Raw genomic sequence first — 24234 nt, 5'->3', positions numbered from 1 at the left:
TATTACGTTAAAAAAAAGCGTAACTCCTATGCAACGGACCCGTCATCATTGCTAAGCTATTCCTCGCATGTCAACAGTTTCGGAAGTAACAATGCAGTGCTTCTTGACCGGCAGGCTGTACCCTCTGCTGCTGATCAGCCTTACGGCCAAAAAGAGCTATCGGAAATATGACGTGTATGTCAACAAAACCAGAGGGCTTGTCCCTGTGCATGATTGCCAGAAATGAAGAAGGGTGTATACAAGACTGCCTTGACAGTGTAAAAGGTATAGTGGACGAAATGATTGTGGTCGATACCGGCTCAGATGACCGGACCATTAAGATTGCCGAAGCTTGTGGCGCTTCCGTGGTATCCTTCGCGTGGAACGGCAGCTTTGCTGATGCCAGAAATATAGGTATAAGCCACGCTACAGGAGAATGGGTGTTATATCTTGATGCCGATGAGACCGTTGATGTGCAGCACAGAAGTACACTGCGTGAAGTATTGCATAGCCAGAAGTGGTTAGGGAGTGTGCAGGTTGTGAATTATTACGGAGCCTCTCCGCCGGTGCCGCATCGTTCGAATCGTATAGCACAGTACCGGTTGTTTCGCAATCATCCCGCACTGCGCTTTCAGAACCCCATCCATGAGCAATTAAGCCCCGGGTTTGGGTTGACTGATCAGGACATTGTTACTCTGCCTGTAACCGTTCACCATTATGGGTATCTTGATGATATCGTATGCAGCAAGCGCAAATCAGAGCGCAACCTTCAGCTAATCAGATCTGTCTGCACAGAGGAGGGGCATGACCCCTGGTTTGACTATCATTTAGGCAGTGAGCTGTACCGGGTAGGCAATTACGGGGAAGCGATGGACTGCATAAATACAGCGATCATCGGTTTTTTGAGCAAGAATAGGCTCCCTCCCTCTCTGCTGTACAGGCTGAAATATTTACTGTTCATTGAGACGGGCAATTATGCAAAGGCCTGGCCGAATATAGAGAATGCTATCCGTTTGTACCCTGATTATGTTGATCTGCAGCTGTATAAAGGTATTATTCTGTTGAATTTGAAGCAGTATGAGCCAGCCATCCAGGCCTTTTACCGTTGTCTGGAGCTGGGAGAGCATAACGTCACCCATCTAACCGCTACAGGCTCCGGCAGCTTCCAGGCCTGGTATTATATCGGCTGCTGTCATAAGCAGCTGGGGATGCTCATGGAGGCCCAGAAGGCCTTTGATATGGCTCAGAAATTGTTGACCGATCAGAACATGGCTACACAAGGCTTCAATTTATAACATGAAAGGAGGCAAGAGGAGATGTCCCAGCCTAATATTCCCAATATCACTCCGAACATAGCCCTTGACCGCAATGATACGGTTAATCTGATACTATCCTCTATTGCAATGCAGGAGCTTGGACTTGGTCATATTATCAATGCCGAGGCCGAGAAGATTCAGTATATCCTCGGTACGCTGCCCAGAGGAGGCACCCTGTCCCGTCCTACCTTGAATGATATTACCCGTGTCAACCGTTCTGTGCGTGATGTGCTAAAGGAGGTATTCCGGACAGAAATGGTGCTGCATTCCAAAATGGATTCATTAAAGGATTTCTTGGGTGAAGACCCGCGAATCATCCGTCCGGCAGACCCTGCAGCAAACCACGATCCAGCCGCCGCACCGGTTCCGGCGAATACGCCAGCTGCTGTACCCGTTCCGGTGATTACTCCGGCTGCTCCAGATTCTTCTGCAGCGGCAGCTGCCCATTCGGCATCCTCGGCATCACTAGTGATGCCTCCAGCGACTGATCTGAAAGAGAGCAGAAATCATCAACGAAGCAGACTGTTTCGGACGACCAAGTGCAAGCAAAGAAAGAAACTCAAGAGACGTCAGCTGTCTCCGCTCAAGAAGAGCAAAGCCAAGCGCAAAAAATGCACCCTTGTCCGAAGCGATAAAAAAATGATCAAGAAAACCCTTACCGTTGTCAGATGCAGACAAAAATCAATGAAGTGCAGCAATACCGCCCAGCTGAAATTCCGTAAAAAGGTTGGAAAGGAACATTCAAAAGCTACAAAAAGTAAGTCTAAACGTTCCTTGGCTTCATACAAGAGGACAGCCTGATTTCTAACTAAGCCGGGCAGCAGGGATAAGCGTTACTCCGTATTGCTGCGGAACTGGTTGGGCGTGACGCCTTTATACTTTTTGAACACCTGGTAGAAGTATTTCGTGTCATTGTACCCGGATTGCAGGGCGATATCCTCGATCCGCATTCCGGGGTCCTTGAACAGCTGGCAGGCGTGCTCAATGCGGACCTTGTGCAGGTAGTCGATGAAGCTGATCTTAAGCTGCTGCTTGAACAACAGGCTTAGGTAACCGGGAGTGATATAGATTTCCCTGGCGACAATCTCGCGGTTGATATCCTTCATGAAGTGCTCGCCGATGTAGCTCTTGGCCGCCTCCAGCAGCTTGTTGCTGTTCTTCTTAGAGGTCAGATGCTCGCTGACCCGCTGGGCCGTCTCCAGCAGCGACTGGAACAGATTATCCAGGCTGGAGCGGGACAGGACATGGATCAGCTCGGTCAGATTCTGCCCGAACACCTTGTTCACGTTGACGTTGTTCTCGATACATAATTTATAGAGCGCGAAGAACAGGGCGAAGCTGGACTTGATCACCTGGTCTCTGGACACCGTCTCGGGCTGCAGAGCCAGGTTGAACTGCGTCAGCTTCGCGGCAATCTCCTCGGAAGATCCCCCGCGTACAGCCTTCAGCACCTCCTGCTCCTCCTGAAGAGGATAGGAGGACTGGGAGGAATCGGCGTCGAATTCGCCGCTGTACTCCACGATTTTAGCGATGCCGCTGTAGTTGGTGGTATTCAGGGCCTGGGAGGCCTCCTGGAACGACTGGCGCAGATGCTCAATACTCTTGTCGATGCTGCCGATCCCGGCGGATACGGTGAACCTCAGGAAGCTGGCGATATTCTCCTGAATAATCCGGATATACCCGCTTAATTCCTCCTGACCGGGCAACTCGTCCATATTCAGAATCAGCACAATATCATCCTGATGCTCGAAGGCAATGCACAATACCTCCGCCGGCAGCGATTCCTCGCAAATATTCTTCAGCCCGTACTTCAGCAGCTCCGTATCCTCATGCTGATATTTCTGGTGAAGCTGCTGAAAGTTGTCAATCCGCAGCAGAATGATGCCGTACAGCAGATAAGGGAAAACCAGATTGTTCATCTTCAGATTAGCCAAGAGGCGCGGATAAGAGGGGTTCTCCGCCAGAATGAGCTGGCTTAAGGTCTTCTCCTTCAGCAGGGGCAGGCTCTCGCGGAAGCCCTGGCGCAGATGCTCCAGAGTGCTAAGCTCCAGCTTCTCCGATTGTATCTGCTCCGTGATGGCCAATACCGTATCGAGAATCTCCTGTCTGCGGCTCGGCTTCAGCAGATAATTGCTGACCCCCGACCGGATGGCCTGCTGGGCGTAGGCGAAATCATCGTAGCCGCTCATAATTACCGACTTGATCTGGGGATACTCCCGGGAGACGATGGAGATTAACTCCAGGCCGTCCATCTGCGGCATCCGGATATCGGTCAGCATAATATCAACATCCCGTTTACCCAGAAACTCCAGTGCCTCCAGACCGTCTCTGGCTTCGGCAATGATATTGATCCCGTGCGCCTGCCAGTCAATCAGGGTGCGGATACCGACCCGGGCCCGCTCCTCATCATCCACAATCATCATATTGTACAAGGGATCTCCTCCAATCCTGTTGTTCACTAGTCCGTTAATCCTGCACCTCATTCAATATCACCGGGACGATAATCTCCACCCGGGTTCCCTCACCAGGAACGCTGGTATAATTCAGGGCGAAGTCTCCCTTATAAAAATGCTTCAGCCGCGCGTACACATTCTGCACCGCATATCCGCCGACATCCCGGGCCGTGTACACATCCGTCTCGTCTGGCATAGTGAGAATCTTTTGCAGCGTCTCGTCGCTCATGCCGCTCCCGTTATCCTCAATCACGAAGATCAGCTTGTCCCCGCTGCGTTGTCCGCTGATGCTCACCCGCCCGCCTCCGCGCTTGCGTTCAATCCCGTGAATCAGCGCATTCTCGATGAACGGCTGCAGGCTGAGCTTCAGAATGACATAGTCGTGCAGCTCTGCAGGAATATCTATGACATACTCCAGCGTCTCCTGGAACCGCATCTTTTGCAAAGTCAGATACAGCTCGATCAGCTCTTTCTCCTTGGCCACGCTGGTGAAGCTTTTTCCCTGATTAAGGCTTAAGCGGAACAGCCGGGAGAGGTTGATTACCATCTCGCTGATCTTGTCCTGGCCGGCCGCCTCCGCCTCCCAGAAGATCGTGTCCAGCATGTTATAGAGGAAATGCGGGTTGATCTGGGACTGCAGCGCCTTCAGCTCCGCTTCCTGCTCCTTCAGCTTCAATAAATAGGCATTGTCCACCAGTGCTTTGATATTGCCGACCATATTATTATAGCCCCGGCTTAACTGGCCGATCTCGTCCCAATACTTGATCTCGACCTTCTCCTCGAACTGCCCGTTCTGGAAGCGGCGCATCGACAGAAGCAGGGTCTTGATCGGAGCGGTCAGGAATGAAGAAAAAAACATCAGCAGGGGTATACTAAGCAACAGGCTGGCCAGCACCATCACCAGCACAGCCGACTTAATGGAATTAAGCTCCTGCGTCAGCGAGCTGAGCGGAACACTGTAGACCGTAATCCAGCCGCTCTCGTTGATATTGTAATTCAGCAGCGTGTCCTTCCCCTGGAGATTGACAATGGTATTGCCGGCCGGAATACCGGCCCGGGCCTGATCCATGACGTATCCGACAGCTTCCTGACTATACGTCTCCTTACCGGCGGACAGCAGCTGCTCGCCGTGTTCATTCAGGATGAGAATGCCGTGATCCTTGTCATACAGATTCGTCAGATAGGTCCGGCGTATCGTCTCCAGATTGATGCCGACGAAGACGAAGCCGATGCGGTTGCCGTTCACGATATCGCGGATAATCCGGGTCATGCCAAGCTTGTCATTGCGGTTGCTCTGAATGAAAACATTGTTCTCTTCCGTCAAGGGGAACCAGTAGGAGGCACCGTTCAAGGCAACCGACTGTTTATAAGTATGGTTTGCCTTGATTTTGTCCAAGCTATACGCACCGCTGCTGTCATCTGTAGCGACCTGGAACAGCGGCTCCGGCAGGCTGCCGTACAGGGCGAGATAATCGAAGCTTCCGGTGACCAGCATCTGGTTCATGATAGACGCGGTGGGCCCGTTATAGAACCGGTTCTCAATCTTCACCGAATCCGAAGGGTTGCTGCGCAGGGTGTCCTGGACCACCGGGGCCAGACTGAAGACGGTCACCCAGTCTGCGAGAGTCTTTTGCATCCGGCTCAGATTGCTGTCAATCTGCTTCAGCACACTCTGGTTGGAGTTGCTCACCTTATTGATGATCTGCCGCTTCGAGATCGTATAGGAGTAACCGCCCAGCGTGCAGGCCACTGCGGTAATCAGCAGGAAGATAAGTATGGTTATCTTGTATCGCAGGTTCATATTCAAGTAGTAGCGCAGCACAGGATCACTAACCTTTTTGTTTTTTATCTTATGCGTAATGTCAGGCAGATACAAGAGAGCAGGTCCTGGAAGTCGACAATATTCAACATTACTCTCTTTTTCTCTACTGACCCTGGCTTAGGGACTCTGGTACGATGTGTTCAGAACAAAGAAGACAAGCGAGATACACAACTTATAGGGGGATGATTACATGAATAAGAAGTCCACACGGAACATCTTGCTGATCACTGCACTGGCCGCAGTTTCGGTCCTCAGCGCATGCGGAGGCGGCAACGATAAGAATAATGCGGGCACCAATACCGGAGGCGGAAATACATCTGGCGGCAATGCGGGCAAGGAAGTAACCCTGCGTCTGTTCTCGAACCTTCCCGACCGTAAATCCGGACAGGGGCTGGCCGAGCAGATGGTCATTGACAACTACGTGAAAGAGAATCCCAACGTCAAAATCGATATCGAAACCCTCGCCGAGGAGCCGTTCAAAAATAAGCTTAAGGCCTACATGGCGTCCAACGAAGCGCTGGATGTGACTATGGTTCACGGCGGAGCGGAGCTGAACACCCTCGTTCAAGCCGGTTATGTGAAAGAGCTTGACCCTAAGGAATATGAAGGCGATAAATACAAATTCCTGCCGGGGGTATACAAATCCTTCACCTTCAATGACAAGCTGTACGGCTTGCCGCGCAACAGTGACTACGAAGTGATCTATTATAACAAAAAGCTGTTCGATGACAACGGCATCAAGATTCCGACAACCTACGCCGAGCTGCTGGAGGCGGGCAAGCAATTCCGCGCCAAAGGCATTGAGCCGATGTCGATGAACGGGAAGGACCTGTGGAGCTTCGCCGCCTTCTTCCAGGATCTGGTGGAACGTGTGAGCGGTGACCAGAACCTCATGCTGGATGCGGTAGCCAAGAAGAAGAGCTTCACCAGCGACGAGAACTTCACGAAGGCTGCTGAGCTGCTGGCCCAGGCCAGAGACACCAAGCTGTTCCAGGAATCGTTCATGACAGCCGACTACGGCGCTTCGCAGAACCTGTTCACGCAGGGCCGGGCAGCGATGTGGTATATGGGCTCCTGGGAAGCAGGTATGGCTACCAATGACAAGCTGCCCGAAGACTTCCGCAACAATGTCAATGTGCTGAGATTCCCGGTTGTGGAAGGCGGCAAAGGCAAGGACACCGACCTGCTGGCCTGGAACGGCGGCGGATATTCCCTGGTAAGCAGCTCGAAGCATCCTGAGGAAGCCAAGAAGTTCTTCGACTACATGATGTCTGCCGATCAGTGGGCCAAGATTGTCTGGGATACCGGCGCGGCTGTACCTGCACAGAAATATGAGCTGTCCGGTAAAGAGAGCGAGCTGCAAAAACAGCTGACCGACGTTCTGACCGGAGCTACCAGCACAGCTGGCGCAATTGCCCTCGACTCCGGCACACCGAAGTTCAAGGATGATGCCCAGAACGTATTCGGCAAGTTCTTCGCCGGCGGATCAACGCCTGAGCAGCTGCTGGCTGAGCTGCAGAAGGCTGCAGAAACTCAATAACAAATAACCAATACAGAGAATGAAAGGAGACGGGGCGGGAAGCATTTCTTGCCCCTCTCTAATCTTAAGGATGGAGCGGTGACTTCCATGCAAAAAGTATTCAATAACAAACTGGCAATCTTCCTGTTCGTCTTTCCCGGTATTCTCCTGTTCGCTCTGACCTTTCTGGTGCCGATTGTGCTCAGCGGCTACTACTCGTTCAGAGATACGCTGTCTCCGGGCACACCTTCGGCATTCATCGGGTTCGCCAACTATACGGAGCTGCTGTTCCATGATTCGCGGTTCTGGCTGGCGCTGAGAAACGCCGTTCTGCTGGGTCTCGGCTTTATCCTGATTCAGCATCCGATTGCGATCTTTTTTGCCATCATGCTGGACCGTCTGGGCGGTAAAGCGGAGAAATGGTTCAGAACGATTTTCTTCATCCCATGTGTTATCTCTGTCGTTGTTATCTCAAAAATGTGGTTATCCCTGCTGGACCCGACCTTCGGCGCCTTCAATAAAATGCTGGATTCCCTGGGACTCGGCTTCCTGAAGCACGCTTGGCTGGGGGACAGCAGCACTGCGCTCGTCTCCATGCTATTCATCCTGATCTGGGCCGGCTTCGGCTGGGGCTTGCTGTTCTATTATGCAGGACTCAAAGGCATTCCCGATGATATGTATGAAGCCGCTTCACTCGACGGAGCCTCCGGCTTCCGCTTACACTGGCGGATCACTGTTCCGCTGCTGTCACCGGTCATTACGGTGCAGATTACTTTGGCTATGATTACCGCCCTGAAGCAGATGGAAACCGTCTTCCTGACCACCAACGGCGGTCCCGGCGATTCCACCCAATTCCTGGCTGTGTATCTCTATAACAAGGCGTTCTCGGCGAGCCAATACGGTTATGCCAATGCCATCTCGATTCTGTTCATCGTCGTCTGTCTGCTGGCCACTTATCTGAGCAACAAACTGACCCGCAGCGATGCGACCGAATTCTAAGGAGGAGCCACCATGAGCAAAAGTACAAAAACCATACTATGGGTGTTCTTCCTGATCGTCGCCCTGGTTCAGCTGTTCCCGTTAATCTGGCTGGTTGATTTCTCATTCTTAAGCAGTACTGAATTCTATTCTTCGAGCGTACTGAAATGGCCCAGCGATCCCCAATGGCAGAACTATATCAACGCCTGGGTCGACGGCAAATTCCTGCGTTATTTCATTAACAGTGCCTTCGTCACTACGGTAACTATTCTGTTGACGGTGATTCTGTCGCTGACCCTCGGATATGCCTTCACCCGGATGCAGTGGAAGCTGCGGTCCGTCTTCTTCACCATCATTCTGCTGGGCATCATGATTCCGATTCATGCGACCCTGCTGCCGAACTTTGCGATCTTCAAGGCGCTGGGGCTGACGAACTCCTATCTGGGTCTGATCCTGCCTTACACGGCTGTATCCGTACCGCTGGGCACCTTCATCCTGACCGGCTTCATGCGGAGCATTCCGAAGGCGATGGAGGAATCGGCAGTAGTGGACGGAGCGAATATTTACCGGATTGTGTTTCAGATCATCGCACCGCTTACCGCACCTGCGCTGGTGACGGTTATCGTTACGACCTTCCTCAACTGCTGGAATGAGTTCATTATGGCTTCGACCTTCCTCAGCAAGGATTCACTGAAGACGCTGCCGTTCTCAGTCATGAACTTTGCCGGCCAGTATTCTTCAGACTACGGCTCACAGTTTGCGGTCATGGTGCTGACCTCGATTCCGGCCATTATCATCTACGCCATCTTCAATGAGCAGATTACCAAGGGCGTCACTGCCGGAGCGGTAAAAGGCTAAATTTCCGTCGCAACCACCATTTTCCCAGGAGGACTATCAATGGATCACTTGTTATACGGCGTTGCTTACTATGATGAATATATGCCTTACGACCGCTTGGCCCAGGACATTCAGATGATGAAGGATGCAGGCATCAACACGGTGCGGATTGCCGAATCCACCTGGAGCACCCATGAGCCGCAGAACGGGGTATTCAACTTCAGCTCGGTGCAGAGAGTGCTGGATGCGATGCATGAGGCCGGCATTCATGTCATTGTAGGCACGCCGACCTATGCCGTTCCGGCCTGGATGGTCAAGGAGCATCCCGAGGTACTGGCGGTCACTATGAACGGGCCGGGCAAGTACGGGGCCAGACAGATTATGGATATCACCAGTCCGGCTTATCTGTTCTACGCGGAGCGGATTATCCGCAAGCTGATGGAGGTGGTACATAAGCATCCGGCGGTCATCGGGTATCAGATTGACAATGAGACCAAGCATTACGAGACGGCCGGACCGAATGTGCAGCTCCGGTTCGTGAAATACATGAGAGAGACCTATGGCACGCTTGAAGCCATCAACCATCAGTTCGGGCTGGATTACTGGAGCAACCGGATCGACAGCTGGGAGGACTTCCCGTCTATGGTCGGAACGATTAACGGCAGCCTGGGGGCGGAATTTGCCCGGTTCCAGCGCGGGCTGGTCAATGAATTCCTGGCCTGGCAGGTCGGAATTGTGAACGAGTATAAGCAGCCGGGGCAGTTTACCACCCACAATTTCGATTTCGAGTGGCGGGGCTATTCGTTCGGCGTTCAGCCTTCGGTGGATCACTTCAAGGCGTCGCAGCCGTTCGATATCGCCGGAACCGATATTTATCATCCGTCCCAGGATCAGCTCACAGGTGCCGAGATTGCATTTGGCGGAGACATGACCCGCTCGCTGAAGCAAGATAATTACTTCGTGCTGGAGACTCAGGCCCAGGCATTCCCGGAGTGGACGCCGTATCCCGGCCAATTGCGGCAGCTGGCGTTCAGTCACCTGGGTTCAGGAGCGTCGATGGTGGCTTACTGGCATTGGCATTCCATTCATAACTCCTTCGAGACGTATTGGAAGGGCCTGCTCAGCCACGACTTCCTGCCGAATCCGGTCTATAAGGAAGCACAGACGATCGGCGCTGACTTCAAGCGGTTAAGCGATCAGCTTATCGGACTGCAGAAGAGCAGCAAGGTGGCCGTGATGGTCAGCAATGAAGCGCTGTCCGCGATGGAGTGGTTCAAGCTTCCCGGCGGTCTCATTTACAACGATGTGGTCCGCTGGATGTACGATGAATTGTACCGGATGAACATCGCCTGCGATTTCATCCAGCCGGGCAGCCCGCGCCTCAGCGAATATGAGCTGGTTGTGGTTCCTGCGTTGTATGCTGTCTCAGATGAGGCGCTACAGCAATTGAATGATTACGTGCACAGCGGCGGACATGTGGTCTACTCCTTCAAAAGCGGGTTCACCGATGAACAGGTGAAGGTGCGTCATACCGCGCAGCCGGGCGTGATCCATGAAGCCTGTGGTGTTGCTTACAGCCATTTTGCTACGCCGAATGCCCGTACCGGCCTTACCGGGAAGCTGTTTCCTCAGGGAGAGGCAGCAGGCGTTAACACCGTCAATACCTGGATGGAGATGCTTGTTCCAGGTTCAGCGGAGGTGCTGGCCAGCTATAATCATCCCCAGTGGGACGAATTCGCGGCGGTCACGCGTAATGCTTACGGCGAAGGAACGGCGACCTATATCGGCTGCATGACGGAGCCTGCCGCGCTTGCCGTGATCCTGAAGGATACGCTGCAGAACGCCGGGCTGTGGGGCCCGGATCAGCAGCTCTCATTCCCGGTCATCGTCAAGTCCGGTGTGAACCGGCAGGGCAGCACGATCCGTTACTATTACAATTATTCGGCTGAGCCGGTTGCCTTCAAGTATCCGCATGGTGCCGGGCAGGAGCTGTTGAAGGGCACTCAGGTGGCTCAAGATGAGGAGATCACCCTTGAGGCTTGGGGCGTAAACATCATCGCGCAGGCATAGCATTCAGATCAGGGAACATTCAGTTAGCATTCAGGAGGCTGAAAGCATGGACGTGACTGGACAAGTCTGGATATCGAGCACAGAGGGTGAGCCGTGGGTAGCCAGAACGCTGGAGAGCACCGCAGGCAGGGGAGCAGATCTGGCCTTTACCGGCCAGGTGCATCAGGATGTGGAAGGGTTCGGCGGCTGCTTCAACGAGTTGGGCTGGGAGGCGCTGAACCTGCTCCCGGAGGAAGAGCGGAAGGCCGTACTGCATTCGCTGTTTCACCCGGAAGGCGACCTCCGGTTCAGCATCTGCCGCCTGCCGATCGGGGCAAGCGACTACGCACTGGAATGGTACAGCCTGAATGAGGCGGACGGCGACCTGGCGATGGAGCATTTTTCGATTGAGCGGGACCGGAAGTATCTAATTCCTTACATCCGGGAAGCGCTCAAGCTGAACCCGGACCTGAAGCTGTTCGCCTCCCCCTGGAGTCCGCCAACCTGGATGAAGTTCCCGAAGGCCTATAACTACGGCACTCTGCGCTGGGAGAAGGAGATTTTGGAGGCATACGCACTGTACTTTGTAAGATTCGTAAAGGCCTATGCCGAAGAAGGGATTACCATCCATCAGATCCATGTGCAGAATGAAGTGGTGGCCGACCAGAAATTCCCTTCCTGTGTATGGACAGGCGAGCAGCTGCGCGAATTCATCCGCGATTATCTGGGACCCGCTTTTGCACAGCATGGGCTGGAGACAGAGATCTGGCTGGGTACGATCAACGCGCCGGAGCCGTGGGATGAGTGGCTGAAGCAGAAGGACAGTAGCTTCGATGCTTATGCGCACACGGTATTAAGCGACCCGGAGGCCTACAAGTATGTGAAGGGCGTTGGCTACCAGTGGGCGGGCAAATACGGCATCCAGCGTACCGTGCAGGCCTATCCTGAGCTGCGTTACATGCAGACGGAGAATGAGTGCGGCGACGGGGAGAATACCTGGTTCTATGCCAAATACGTGTTCAATCTGTATCAGCATTACTTCACGAATGGTGTCAACGCCTATATCTACTGGAATATGGTTTTGCAGCCGAAAGGCCGCAGCACCTGGGGCTGGGAGCAGAACGCCATGCTGACGGTAGACCCGGACGGACCCAAGGCAGTGCAGAATCCTGAATTCTACGTGATGAAGCATTTCTCCTATTTCGTCCCTCCCGGCTCCCGCAGAATCGGCTTGAAGGGCAGATGGTCGGGAAACGGGATCGCCTTCGAGACGCCGGAGGGCAGACGGGTGCTGGTCATCGCCAATCCGTTTCAGGAAGAGCGGACGATTGAGCTGTCCTGTGAGGGTTCGCAATACAAGCTGGGACTTGCTGCGGAGTCTTTTAACACCATTCTTCTATGAAAATCTTCTCTGAACAAGCAGCCTCCCGCCGCTAACCGTCCAGCCGCCGCAGTGCAGAATTGGAATTGTAGCCTTCGTCATTTCCTGCTATAATTTTCGCATGTAAGCGGATAGGGGGTTACAATGATGGCAATGAATTGCTCATTGGCTAGGAAGTCCTCATGCAGAGCCTGATCCGGGGCGATACTTTGCGTGGGGTGCGGCAGGATATTCTTGATCGCCCAAACTGATTTTATCGTTTCTAATCGCAGGCTCTGCCCTTATTGGATTGACCAATATATATAAGGGGCTGAAGAGCTGTGAAGACAACATTTATTAGAAACCATCAATTTAATTACATTAAGAAGCAATCTGATTTTGTACTGAAGACACTGCGTACAGTAGCGGACCGGCGTGTGCTGGAGACCGTACGGGCGGATGCCGAGATGAAGGTGACCGGGGCTTTTGCTTCGCTGAGCACTGAACAGGAGCAACTGCTGCGGCCGATCTCAACGCTTGCTACAGCTGAGGAATTCCAGGAGTATATGAAGAACCTGGAGCCGCATCTGGAGCCGTTCCCGCCGATTACCCTGAAGCAGATTCAGAAGCTGTTTCCGAAGAATAAGAAGATGAAGCTGCCTGATCTGCAATCCGTTGATTTCCGTTATGTGACGTATCTGGCCTGGGTCGATATCTCCAGTAACAAGTTGTTCATTGTCTACCCGCATGAAGGACAATTCATCGGGGTAGAGGGCCGCATCGTACCGACACACAAGAAAGGCTACTGCCTGTTCTGCAACCGGCAGCAGGAGCTGGCCTTCCTGACGGTCAAGATGAAGCCCCAGTTAGCTGCGGCAGATAATTACTCCTCCATAGGCCAATATGTATGCATGGATAATCAGTGCTGCAATCAGAGCATTACCGATATCAGCGCACTGGAGAAGTTCGTATTGTCCGTGCGCAAATAGTCTGGACCTAATGGTACAGACGAATTAATAGAGCAGAGTAGAGCAGCATTCCGCCTGTTGGGGGAGGCTGCTCTATTTTTGTATTAGATTAGGGCGTTATGCTTCCCGTCTGATGCGAGCCTGGAATGTATGCGAAAAAGCGAATACAATGTGCCGATGCGAAGGGGGCTGGCCGATTGTATGCGGAAAAGCGAATACATTTTGCCTATTGGTAAGTCCCCCAACCGGAAGTCCCATTCTCCCTACATTCTTCACGTTGTGACTAAAGATAATCTGGATGAGGTAATCAAATTAATCGATGCCTAGATGGAAAGAGCTTAAACGTTTCTGCGGGAAGATTCCCGCGCTGTTTGTGTTGTTATTACAGAGAAGCAATTGGATTTCATCCACTTGCTAAGGAGTAAACTGGACTTTGAGTGGAAGCAGTTGGATAAACAACACTTAATTCCGCAACATTTTGACCATATGCCAGAAATCCCTGACAGGAGCTGCTCTTTATCCACCTGTTTTCCTAGTGTGGGCCGGAACAGAGAAATTAAGATACGTTTATCCAGTTGTTTGCCGAAGCGAGTTCATTCAAAGTCCATGATTATCCCGCAGCGTGCTACGACCTCTAATCCCTCAAAACAAACATTCCCAGCAACCCTTCATCTATTACTCTAACAGATCCGCCTAAAACCTCTAAGCCCCCGCCTCCCTAACCTCCACCCGCTGCTCGGCGGCATTGCTGTTGATTAAGCCTCTCCGCCCGATTAGGGTGACCGCCAGAATCGCTGCGCCGGAGACGAGCAGGATTACTGAGCCCGGTATGTGGTCGAGCAGCACGCCATAGAGCAGCATCCCCAGCGGGGCGATGGACCCGGCGACACCTTCCACCAGCCCGAAGACGCGGCCCCGGTATTCTTCTTCGATCGTCTGCTGTAAGTAGACCTGCACCGGAATATTAATGACCATAATTAGGGCCCCGATCAGAATCAGCAGCGGTACATACATGAAAAAGGTAGCAGCAGGGCTGAGTTGAAGCAGCAGCGGAATCGCCAGCGCCAGGAACAATATCCCCAGCGCGCTTAATCCGCCGATGATTGGCTTCACCGGGTTCTTGCTCTGGCGGAGAACCGTCAGCAGCAGCGACATCAGTAGCACACCGGCCGCCAGCATCGCTTCCAGCACGCCATATTGCTTCGACGAAAGTCCCAGTGTCTGCACCGCCACATAGGGCAGCACGACATTCAGCGCCACGAAGAAGAAGTTAATCCAGAAAATAACGAGCAGCAGCGAGCGGATCACGGGACGGCGGATGGCATAGGCGAAGCCGTCCTTCAGGTTGGCGCGGACCTCACTGGCTACACTGCCTAGACGTTCACGCAGCGGCTGTTTGGCTAAGGGTTCAGACTCAGATTTGTTCCCGGCGGCGGCTTCGGGCAGCGGCTTGAACCTCAGCATGAACCCCATAAGAGTCGAAATGGTGAAGCCCGAAGCATTCACCAGCATGAAGTCCTGAAGCGGAAGGTAGGCGTACAGCATTCCCGCCAGGACAGGAGCCAACAGTCGCCCGGCCGAGCCGGCCGTCTGGTTCAGTGAGCCGGCCCGCTGCAGGGAGCTGCTGTCCACGAGCAGCATCATCGAAGAGGAGACGGCGATGCTGTAAAGGTTCGCGCAGACCGACAAAAGAATAAGCGAGATATAGATTAGCGGCAGGGACAGGCCTTCCAGCGAGACAGCCGCAAAGGACAGGGCCATAATCACGGCGCTGGCCAGGTCTGAGCCAATCAGCAGCCGGCGGCGGTTCACCATATCGGCGAGTACACCGGCAAACGGCGAGAGCAGAATCCCGGGCAGCAGCCCGCACAGCAGCGTAACGGCGAAGCTGCTGCCTGAACCAGTCTGCTGGAGAATATACAGGCCAACAACGAAGGTATACATGCTGGAGCCTAGTACTGAAGCGAGCTTGCCGGAGAAGAAGAGGAAGATATTCCGGTTCGTAGCGGTCGGGCCTGATAGATGATGGGGCATGATTAGCACTCCTTTTCGCACGAAAGTTAAATTTAATTAAACTTATTGTATGGCTGGTTAACAAGAATTGCAATCAAAAGTTTAATTTTATTTAACTTTACTCGAAATTCGGCTTTTTCTTACCCTCTCATTAGGCTATACTGAAAGAAAAGCTACGGAAAGTTGGCACAGCAGATGAACACGAAACAAACCGCAATCGGCGACAAGGTCAAACAGCTGCGCAAGGCCAAAGGGCTAACGCAGACCGACCTGGCCGGAGAACATATGACCAAAAGCATGCTCAGCCAGATCGAGAACGGACGGGCTCTGCCCTCGATGAACAGCCTGCAATTCCTGGCCGGGCGGCTGGGGGTTGATCCGGGTTACTTTCTGGAGGGGGAGGATGAAGCAGGGCTTGCCCCGCTTGTCCGCGAGCTGGAGGTTCTGTTCAAGGAGAAGAAATACGCCGAGGTCATCAGCCGGGTGGAGCCGCTCAACCCGCATACACTGCCGATGACGATTGATACAGCCCGTCTGCTCGAATTCTATGTCAGCTCCTGCTTCTATACAGGCAGGGGCGGCGGGGAGGCGGAGCTGGAGCGGGCCGCTCTGATCTATGAGCGGTTCGGCTTATTCGTGGAACGGGCGAAGCTGCAGTATATCTCCTATGCCCTGTTGTTCGCACAGAGCAGGTATGCGGAGGGGCTGGAGCTGATCCGCCGGGTACGCTGGGAGTATGAGGATAACAAGGTGGGGAATGATTTTATTTTTGAAATCGAGCTTCATTATGCCGAGAGTATTTGTTTATCTGCTCTGGGTGACTATGCAGGCAGCCGGGAAGCGGCACTTGCGGCACTTCACGTCTCCAGGGAAGAAGGCATCTATTATTTGACCGATCATCTGCATCGGGTGCGGAGTACACTGGCGATTGCTGAAGGAGATACGGCAACTGCTGAGGCAGCTCTGATAAAAGCGAGAGCGTTCGCAGAATTCACGGAGATGCAGGAATCGCTGCGGCTGGTGGAGCTTGGGGAGATCAGACTGGCGGTGGCCCGGGGCAGTTATGCGGAGGCGCTGGCTCTGGCGAAGGCGTACCCGCTTGAAGACGCCGGACATGCTGCGAATGTGCAGCTTCTGTCCGGTATTGCACTGTATCATTTGGGCGAGGACGAGGAGGCGCTGACAGCCTTAAGCCAGGTGGAGCTTGGCAGCCAGGTCTACCATCCGCTTGACCGTGCCAATCTGTTCACCGCTTATGCCTACCGGGCACTGATCTGTCTGCGTCAGGGCAACAGGGAAGAGGCGCTCCGGCTGTCACAGTTTGCCTATGATCAGGTGAAGGAATACCCGCCTTCTATATACACTGATATGATTAACAAGACTTATCAGGAGCTGCACAGCTAATCAATCTTAAAGCGCAGCATGAAGAACACCCGTGCAGCTCCCCGCACGGGTGTTTTTAAGCGAGACCGCTACTTGCTGCTCCACAGCGCGACACGGTCCTGCACATATTTGGTGAAGCCTGCCTCCATTTTTTTGACGCCGGCTTTTTCCAGATCGGCCATATAATCATCCCAGATCTTATCGAAATCTGCCGGTTTGGCCAGAATTGCCTGCGGGATGCGTTTCCACGTAATATCCTTCATTTTGTTGGCCAGAATGGACACCTCATCCTCGCCGGGGATCGCGATGTTCCAGGCTGCGCCGTAGGCTTTTTCCTTGAATTCCTCTTCCTTCGGGAACAGATCCTTCCAGGTCGTGGCGTTGTAAGCCTTCAGCGTCTCCTTCTCCGCATCGCTGTAGCCGATGACCAACTGCTCAGGGAAGTTCTTGGTGTAGTAGTTGCCGGTCGAATCCTTGGCTCCGTCGCCGTAGTGGACCATCATATTCCAGTAAAAGCCAATCCCCGTTTCCTTAGTAAAGGCGGTATTGTCATTGTTGATGCGGTCCTGGACTTCCTTAGGCACTACGCGTTTGCCGTTCTCAACGACATAATGCTTGCCTTCGATCCCCCAGTTGTTGAGGATCTGTCCTTCATCGGAGGCCAGGTAATCCAGGAACTTGATGGTGCGGACCGGATCAGGGTTGGTGGTCGAGATGGAGATCCCGTATCCGCCCATGAAGCCCGTAGGCCAGAAGCTGGTTTCTTTGTAATCCTTAGTTAAGGTGACCGGATAGTGTCCGTACGTCTGATCGAATTTGCCGGCGGTTTTGAGCGCCTGCTGCGCATCGTTGTAGTCCCAGTCCTGGTCAATCAGGCCCAGCACGCGTCCCGTTGCTACTTTAGCCTTGTACTGGTCATATTTCTGCACGAAGCTCTCCTTGTCAAGCAGACCGATGTCATTCATGTGGTTCAGCCAGCGGAAATATTCCTTCTCTTCCGGACGGCGGAAGTGATAGATCGCTTCATGCGTCTCCTGGTCGATGTAATATTCGCCGTCATCGGAGCCGCCGGTAGTAGCTACCGCAGGGTTGGTGACGGAAATATACATATGCCAGTCATCTGCGTTGAGGGAGACGCCGATGTTTTTGTTGCCGTTCTCGTCGGTCGGATGCTTCTCCAGATAGGCTTTGATCACGTTCTCATAATCCTGCACCGTGCGGATCTCCGGATACCCGGCTTCCTTCACGACCCGGTGCTGCAGCTCGAAGCCGCCGCCGGCCACGAATTTCTTCTCGTCTACAGCCGCCCAGGTCGGGATGGCGTAGATGGACTGGTCTTCGTTCGTGTATTTGGACCGGGCCAGATTGTCGCCCAGCACCCGTTTGATGTTAGGGGCATGTTTATCAATGAGATCGGTCAGGTCAATGACGGCACCGGCATCCACCAGCTTGCCGATATCGCCCTTGGCGGATATAATATCGGGATACTCGCCGCCGGCTGCGATCAGGGCGATCTTCTGCTGCGGATCACCGACTGCGAATTCGGCATCAAGGGTCACGCCTGTTTTCTGCGTAATGACCTTGCTGATCTCATCCTGCATGTTGTTCCAGTTCGGATTCGGGTCTTCAGCGAAGAAGGATAAGGTCAGCGGGCTTAAATCCTCCGCAGCAGCCGTGGCTTCACTGCTGGCGGCAGGGGTGCTGCTGTTGGTAGCCTTGGCTCCGGTGTCCTCAGCTGCATTCTTGGAGTTGCCGTTATTGCTTCCGCCGCAGCCGGCCAGCACACTGAGCAGCAAGGTCAGAAGCATCAGCGCCACATACGGTTTCGCCGTCTTTCTTGTCATGAATAGAAACCCTCCCTTTTGTCTGGTGAAAATCATATTGTATGCACAGGCCTCAGCCTGAAGATACCGTGAGCAGACTAGCTTTTGACCGAACCCAGCGTCATGCCTTTGACGAAATAGCGCTGCAGGAACGGATAGACCACCAGAATAGGAACTGTGACTACGATGGTAATCGCCATTTTGACCGATTCGGGGGAGATCTGGGCCATGACCTCAGTCATATTCCGGCCGCGGAAGTTGTCCGCATTGGTGGTTGTGCTCTGAATGACCTTCATCAGCTCGAATTGCAGCGTCGTCAGGGAATCCTTCGAGCCGTTGTACAGGTAGGTGTCAATCCAGGCATTCCACTGGCCGACGGCCAGGAACAGGGCAATGGTAGCCAGCGCGGGCTTGGTCAGCGGCAGAATCACCCGCCAGTAGATGGTGAAGTCATTGGCCCCGTCCAGCTTCGCCGACTCTTGCAGGGCATAAGGCAGGCCGTCGATGAACGAGCGGATGACGAACACATTGAAGGCGCTGACCAGGCCGGGCAGGACGTAGACGCTGAAGGTGCCCATCATATGCAGATCCTTGATCAGGATGTAGAACGGAATCAGACCGCCCGATACATACATCGTCAGCGCCAGGAAGGTGGAGACGAACCTGCGGCCCTGGAAGTCCACCCGGCTTAGGGTGAAGGCCAGCATGGAGCCGCTGATCAGTCCGAGCAGAGTGCCGACAATGGTGCGCAGGATCGAGATTTTGAAGCCGGTCATCAGTCCGGAGTAGGCGAAGATAGTCTCATAGTTCTTCAGGGTGAACATCCGGGGATAGATTGTAATTCCGCCCTTGATGCTGTCGGTGGAATCGTTGAAGGAGATCGCCAGCACGTTCAGAAAAGGGTACAGCGTAGCCACGGTCACCACGGTAATCGCAAGATAGACAACCAAATCGAAGATGCGGTCCGACCAGGATGCGGCGGCCAGTTTTTTCATGGACATATGGGCCTCCTATATGATGCTTTCCTTGGTAATTTTTTTGAAGATGCCGTTGGCTGTAAAGAGCAGAATCACACTCACCACAGAGTTGAAAATATTAATCGCCGTCCCGAAGGAGAACCGACCCATACCGAGCCCGTAATTAAGCGCATACAGGTCAAGCGTCTGGGAATAGTCGCGCACCAGATTGTTGCCGAGCAGGAACTGCTTCTCGAACCCGATGCTGATCAGGTGGCCGATGGACATAATCAGCAGGATAATGATCGTTCCCCGGATGCCCGGCAGCGTAATGTTACGGACCTGCTGCAGCCGGCTGGCGCCGTCTACTTTGGCAGCTTCGTACAGCTCCGGCCCGATCCCCGAGATGGCGGCGAGATAGATAATTGTGTTCCAGCCGGTCTCCTTCCAGACATCCGAGGCGGTCACAATACCCCAGAACAGATTGCCCTTGGCCATGAACTGGATCGGCTCGTTGATGATATGCAGGCCCATGAGCAGATCGTTCACGGCACCGTTGTCGGTGGAGAGCATCTTGGTAATGATCCCGGCGGCGACCACCCAGGAGACGAAGTGCGGCAGATAGGAGACCGTCTGGACGAAGCGCTTCAGCACCTGCAGCCTGACCTCATTGAGCAGCACGGCGAAGATTACGGGAATAATGAAGCCGGCCAGCAGCCCCATAAGGCTCATCGCCAGGGTATTGCGCAGGGCGTTGAAGAACTGCTCATCCTGGAACAGCTCGCGGAAGTACTGGAGTCCGACCCATTTTTGCTCGAAAAAGGATTTGCCCGGCTTATACTTCTGGAAGGCCATCGTCCATCCCCAGAGCGGCAAATAGCTGAAGACGAACGCCCAGAGGACAAAAGGGACAGCCATCATATAGAGGTACTTCTGCTGCCGGAACTTTGCCCAGAAGCGGGAGGGGGATTTGTCCGGCTCGCGCTTCACTGCGGTGGTAATCGCTTTCATTTATGTCCCTCCTTCGATATAGCTTTATCATAAACTCCCGGTAAATCAGGCAACACCCGAAGATTTGAGCGGAAAAACAGGGAGAAATCAGTCATTTTCGTAAGCGCTTTCTGAAAAATTGTCCTCCGGCTCCAGTCCGCGCCTGCGGTAGGCGGAGGGGGAGATGCCCTCGATTTTCTTGAACTTTTCGCGGAAATAGTCGACATCGCTGAACCCGACCTGGCTTGCGGCCTGATGGATTTTGCTGCCCTGGTCCAGCAGCTCCTTGGCCTTCTCAATACGGATCGTATCCAGATACGCATTGAAGGAGCAGCCCATGCTGTTCTTGAAGAGCTTGCCTAAGTAGGCGCTGCTGTAAGTGAATACATCGGCCAGCGTCTCCAGCTTCAGATTCTCGGCATAGTGCCGGTGGATCAGATCGACCATCCGCTTCATCAGCACCTCCATATCATCGCGGATAATGTTCCCGGCATACTGCTCCAGCAGACCGGTGATATAGCGCTGCAGCCCGGGCAGAGAGGTATGCCGGTAGATTTGCTCGACCTGTCCGTCCATCCGGCTCTGCGCCGGACCCAGCTCCTTGTAGTGGACCGAGAGCTTGCCGGAGATGGAGGTGACCGCCCGGACATAGAACGATTTCACCGCCATCTCGGATAATCCGGCAGCGGTCATCAGCTCCCCCGTCTCCTGGATCAGGCCGGAGATTGCAGCAAGGTTACCGGTGTCCATGGCGTAATACAGCCGGTCCATCACCGGCATCAGCCGGCGCTCGGCTTCCTGGGGATTGACGGGCTGTCCCAGCTTCAGCTTGCGGGAATCCGGGCCGATCATCCCCGGCTCGTCATAGAAGAAGTGGTCCTTCATCCGGGCCAGCGCCGATTGATGGGAGACCGGCAACGCCTCCAGACGCTCCACGCGGTCTCCTGCAGTGATGATGCATTCCACCCCCTCTGCGGCGGCAGCCTCATTAATCTGCCGAACCATCATCTGGCTGACCAGCTCCTTCTGGTAAGAAGGCTGAAGCAGCACACCCAGATAAGAGTCCAGCGAGAAGACGATGCCCCGCTCGCTGCCTTCCAGACTGGATGTCAGCCGGGATTTGACGGCGGCGGCCGGACGGTTGTCGGCATAATCCTGCAGCAGCAGGCGGATCAGGACAATCTGGTACGCATCCCAGAGCAGCCCGGCCTCCAGCGCGGAGTCCATCAGAGCGGACGAGGGACCCATGCTGTGCTCCAGCAGCAGGGACTGGACCAGCATCTCCCGGCTCCATACCTTGGCAGCCGCATGGTTCTTCCGCTTGGCGGCCTGCTCGGCCAGCTGTGCAGACAGGCCGGTCAAGTAGCACTGCAGCTCCTCCTCATCCACCGGCTTGAGCAGATAATTATCGATGTCGTATGACAGCGCACGCCGGGCATAGCTGAAATCGGCATAGCCGCTCAGAATAAGGATGTGCATCTCCGCTTCGGCCTCGCGCAGCTCGCGGATCAGCTCCAGCCCGTCCTTCCCGGGCATGCGGATATCGACAATCATCAGATCCGGGGAGTACAGCTCCGCCTTGTGCCGGGCTTCCACCGCATTGGCGGCCGTATCCACTACCCGGTAGCCGAGGCTCTCCCAGTCGAGCAGTGTGGTCAGGCCTTCACGGATGGACAGCTCATCATCGACGATTAACACACTATACATATGAATCACTCCTTAGGGGGATGGCGAAGCTGATTTGTGTGCCGTATCCGCTCTGGCTGGCCAGGACCAGGCCGCATTCCGGGCCGTAGGTCAGCTTCAGGCGCAGATGGATATTGCGCATTCCGATACTGTGGGTCTCATAGCCGTCATTGTTGTCCAGCATCTCCCGGAGCTCTGCCAGCCGGGCTGCCGGTATTCCGATGCCGTTATCGGATACCTCAACCTTGAGCAGAGCATCCTCCACCCGGATGTCCACACGGACCATTCCTCCGTCCATCCGGTCTTCCAGGCCATGAATGACGCAATTCTCGACCAGCGGCTGGATGATCAGCGGCGGGATCAGGACCGCATTGGCGGCCGGATCGACGTAGAGCTCATAGGCAAGCCGGTCATTGTAACGGAATTTCTGGATGACCAGGTAGCAGTTCACCGTCTCCAGCTCGCTTTGCAGGGTGATCCGGCCTCCGGCAACCTCCAGATTCTTGCGCATCATCTTGCCCAGCAGCCGGACGACTTGGGCAATATCGGTCTGCCCGCGGGTATGGGCCTTCATGCGGATCGATTCCAGCGCGTTGAACAGGAAGTGGGGGTTGATCTGGCTGGCCATCATTTTGAATTTGATTTCATTCTGTTTCAGCTCAATCGCGTTCTTCTGGCGGTTGGATTCCTGCACCTCGCTCATCAGCTCGTTGATATTATTCACCATATGATTGAACTGCCGGGCCAGCTGGCCGATTTCGTCCTTGCCGTCAATCACCAGCCTGGCCCCCAGGTTTCCGGAGGCGACCTTGGAGATATGCTTACTTAAGTGCAGCATCCGCCCGGTGAGCAGGCGCGAGAAGTAATAGATCAGGATAATTGCGAGAATGAGGGAGGAGATAATAACAGTGGTAGCGAGCGAGATAATGCGGTTTGGCTCACTCACAATGCTCTCTACCGAGAAAATCGAGATAATCCGCAGGCTGTTCAGACTGCCGGAGGGATGCCAGTCATCGACCAGCATTTTGAAGGATTGCCCGTCAATCGTAATATCTGCCGTTCCGTGGCCGGAGAGCGTGGAGTGCGGCTTCAGGTTGATCTCCTGCAGGTTCTTGCCGAGCGTTCCCGCGCGGTTGGAGGCCACAATATTGTCATTCTCATCGACAATGATCGTCTCGAACGTCTCCTGGTTCAGGATGCTGCTGAGCTGCTCCGAATTGACGTTGATGACCAGTACCCCGTTGGTCCGCTGCTTGAGGAAATCAACCTTGCGGATCAGGCTGAGATAATACTGGCCGTTGCGGGTATCGGGAATATAACTCCAGAAGGCTAGGCCCTTCTGGCTGAGAGCCAGCTGGTACCACGGCTCCTGTGTAACCGCCGGATCGGCCTGGAGGAATTCCCAATTGTTCAGTACCGTCGGGTTGTTGATATACAGCCGGATGCTGGAGATTTCCTTGTACAGCCGGACGAAATCGCGGAAGTCGGGATACTCCCAATAGGCCTGGACGACATCATAGACGGATTCATAGCGGTGGTTCGCGGCTTCCTCCAGCCGGCTGTCGTTGGACAGGCGGTAAGCGATATCCAGCGGGATGTTCAGCATCTCGCTGGTCCGCTTTTTGACCCGGTCCACATTGGCGGCCACCTGCTCCAGCGCATTGTTCATCGCCATGTTCCGCAGCTCACTGGTTAGAAATACCCCCACGATAAGCACCGGAATCAGCACGACACTGCCGAACGAGAGGAAAAGCTTGGTCCTGAGCCTCAGGTTGTTCATCAAGGTGATGATGCGGGTATACACGAATACAATCCCCTCCGTAAGCACATGAGTGTAATAACGCTTACAATAGAGTATAGCGCGAAATGTTTAGCCAATATATGTAATGTTGCGGGGGATGGGATTATTTTTTGATAGTATTTCGTGCTGTAGTTCATCCGCCGCATCCATCCACGCAAAACCCCCAAGCCGCAGTAATCCTCGCCTAAGCCTCGTCCAGACCTCGCTGCCTGCCGTCCCTATCCGCATATTCTCTCGCCGCACCGTCCGCTACCACCATCCTTCGTCGCATCCCGCCGCATCCATCCACGCAAAACCCCAA

At 54.0% G+C, this 24234-nt stretch carries 17 protein-coding genes; 9 read left to right on the top strand and 8 right to left on the bottom strand.

What is annotated here, in order from left to right; genetic code table 11:
• Nucleotides 1-176 precede the first annotated feature (176 nt).
• Together MHI24_RS06420 and MHI24_RS06415 are read left to right on the top strand one after the other, a co-directional pair.
• Nucleotides 177-1274 (top strand): glycosyltransferase, encoded by a 1098-nt coding sequence (locus MHI24_RS06420; RefSeq protein ID WP_340024744.1) that lies wholly within the window; start codon nucleotides 177-179, stop codon nucleotides 1272-1274.
• 21 nt (nucleotides 1275-1295) lie between these two features.
• Nucleotides 1296-2096 (top strand): hypothetical protein, encoded by an 801-nt coding sequence (locus MHI24_RS06415; protein WP_340024743.1) that lies wholly within the window; start codon nucleotides 1296-1298, stop codon nucleotides 2094-2096.
• A 32-nt stretch (nucleotides 2097-2128) separates the two neighbouring features.
• Here MHI24_RS06415 and MHI24_RS06410 read toward each other — a convergent pair whose 3' ends face one another.
• Both MHI24_RS06410 and MHI24_RS06405 read right to left on the bottom strand, forming a co-directional pair.
• Entirely contained in the window at nucleotides 2129-3718 is a 1590-nt protein-coding gene (locus MHI24_RS06410) for a response regulator (RefSeq protein ID WP_340026618.1), read from the bottom strand.
• Between the two features lie 43 nt (nucleotides 3719-3761).
• Nucleotides 3762-5570 carry a sensor histidine kinase gene (locus tag MHI24_RS06405; RefSeq protein WP_340024742.1) on the bottom strand — a complete coding sequence of 603 codons (1809 nt, stop codon included), beginning with the start codon at nucleotides 5568-5570 and terminating at the stop codon, nucleotides 3762-3764.
• Nucleotides 5571-5760: 190 nt separating this feature from the next.
• On the opposite strand from MHI24_RS06405, the gene MHI24_RS06400 reads away from it, so the two are divergent.
• The 6 genes from MHI24_RS06400 (at nucleotide 5761) to MHI24_RS06375 (ending at nucleotide 13302) form a co-directional block, all read left to right on the top strand.
• Nucleotides 5761-7110: an extracellular solute-binding protein gene (locus MHI24_RS06400; RefSeq protein ID WP_340024741.1), complete on the top strand. Its 1350-nt coding sequence runs from the start codon at nucleotides 5761-5763 to the stop codon at nucleotides 7108-7110.
• Nucleotides 7111-7197: 87 nt separating this feature from the next.
• Nucleotides 7198-8088: a sugar ABC transporter permease gene (locus tag MHI24_RS06395; RefSeq protein ID WP_340024740.1), complete on the top strand. Its 891-nt coding sequence runs from the start codon at nucleotides 7198-7200 to the stop codon at nucleotides 8086-8088.
• 12 nt (nucleotides 8089-8100) lie between these two features.
• Nucleotides 8101-8925 carry a carbohydrate ABC transporter permease gene (locus tag MHI24_RS06390; RefSeq protein WP_340024739.1) on the top strand — a complete coding sequence of 275 codons (825 nt, stop codon included), beginning with the start codon at nucleotides 8101-8103 and terminating at the stop codon, nucleotides 8923-8925.
• A 39-nt stretch (nucleotides 8926-8964) separates the two neighbouring features.
• Nucleotides 8965-10974 (top strand): beta-galactosidase, encoded by a 2010-nt coding sequence (locus tag MHI24_RS06385; protein WP_340024738.1) that lies wholly within the window; start codon nucleotides 8965-8967, stop codon nucleotides 10972-10974.
• 46 nt (nucleotides 10975-11020) lie between these two features.
• Nucleotides 11021-12355, top strand: a complete 1335-nt coding sequence (locus MHI24_RS06380; RefSeq protein WP_340024737.1) for a glycoside hydrolase family 30 beta sandwich domain-containing protein — start codon at nucleotides 11021-11023, stop codon at nucleotides 12353-12355.
• A 299-nt stretch (nucleotides 12356-12654) separates the two neighbouring features.
• Nucleotides 12655-13302: a FusB/FusC family EF-G-binding protein gene (locus MHI24_RS06375; protein ID WP_340024736.1), complete on the top strand. Its 648-nt coding sequence runs from the start codon at nucleotides 12655-12657 to the stop codon at nucleotides 13300-13302.
• A 681-nt stretch (nucleotides 13303-13983) separates the two neighbouring features.
• Here the strand turns inward: MHI24_RS06375 and MHI24_RS06370 are convergent.
• On the bottom strand, nucleotides 13984-15315 hold the full coding sequence (locus MHI24_RS06370; RefSeq protein ID WP_340024735.1) for an MFS transporter: 1332 nt from the start codon (nucleotides 15313-15315) through the stop codon (nucleotides 13984-13986).
• Nucleotides 15316-15489: 174 nt separating this feature from the next.
• Here MHI24_RS06370 and MHI24_RS06365 point away from each other — a divergent pair, with 174 nt between their 5' ends.
• A complete protein-coding gene (locus MHI24_RS06365; protein WP_340024734.1) occupies nucleotides 15490-16698 on the top strand; it encodes a helix-turn-helix domain-containing protein in 1209 nt (402 codons plus the stop codon).
• 68 nt (nucleotides 16699-16766) lie between these two features.
• Here the strand turns inward: MHI24_RS06365 and MHI24_RS06360 are convergent, their stop codons facing one another.
• The 5 genes from MHI24_RS06360 to MHI24_RS06340 all read right to left on the bottom strand — a co-directional run bounded on the left by MHI24_RS06360 (nucleotide 16767) and on the right by MHI24_RS06340 (nucleotide 23936).
• The gene (locus MHI24_RS06360) at nucleotides 16767-18521 is read right to left on the bottom strand and encodes an ABC transporter substrate-binding protein (protein ID WP_340024733.1); all 1755 of its coding nucleotides are present in this window, start codon (nucleotides 18519-18521) and stop codon (nucleotides 16767-16769) included.
• Between the two features lie 77 nt (nucleotides 18522-18598).
• Nucleotides 18599-19501 (bottom strand): carbohydrate ABC transporter permease, encoded by a 903-nt coding sequence (locus MHI24_RS06355; protein ID WP_340024732.1) that lies wholly within the window; start codon nucleotides 19499-19501, stop codon nucleotides 18599-18601.
• A 9-nt stretch (nucleotides 19502-19510) separates the two neighbouring features.
• The gene (locus MHI24_RS06350) at nucleotides 19511-20467 is read right to left on the bottom strand and encodes an ABC transporter permease subunit (protein ID WP_340024731.1); all 957 of its coding nucleotides are present in this window, start codon (nucleotides 20465-20467) and stop codon (nucleotides 19511-19513) included.
• 87 nt (nucleotides 20468-20554) lie between these two features.
• Complete coding sequence (locus tag MHI24_RS06345) at nucleotides 20555-22153, bottom strand: response regulator transcription factor (RefSeq protein ID WP_340024730.1); 1599 nt, start codon at nucleotides 22151-22153, stop codon at nucleotides 20555-20557.
• Entirely contained in the window at nucleotides 22146-23936 is a 1791-nt protein-coding gene (locus MHI24_RS06340; protein ID WP_340024729.1) for a sensor histidine kinase, read from the bottom strand. The genes MHI24_RS06345 and MHI24_RS06340 overlap by 8 nt, the downstream gene beginning before the upstream one ends.
• Nucleotides 23937-24234: the final 298 nt, after the last annotated feature.

It is taken from the genome of Paenibacillus sp. FSL K6-1096 (genome assembly GCF_037977055.1).
Taxonomy (GTDB): domain Bacteria; phylum Bacillota; class Bacilli; order Paenibacillales; family Paenibacillaceae; genus Paenibacillus_AQ.
Note: the sequence above shows the minus strand (reverse complement) of the source record. Positions and strands in the feature narration are given on the sequence as shown.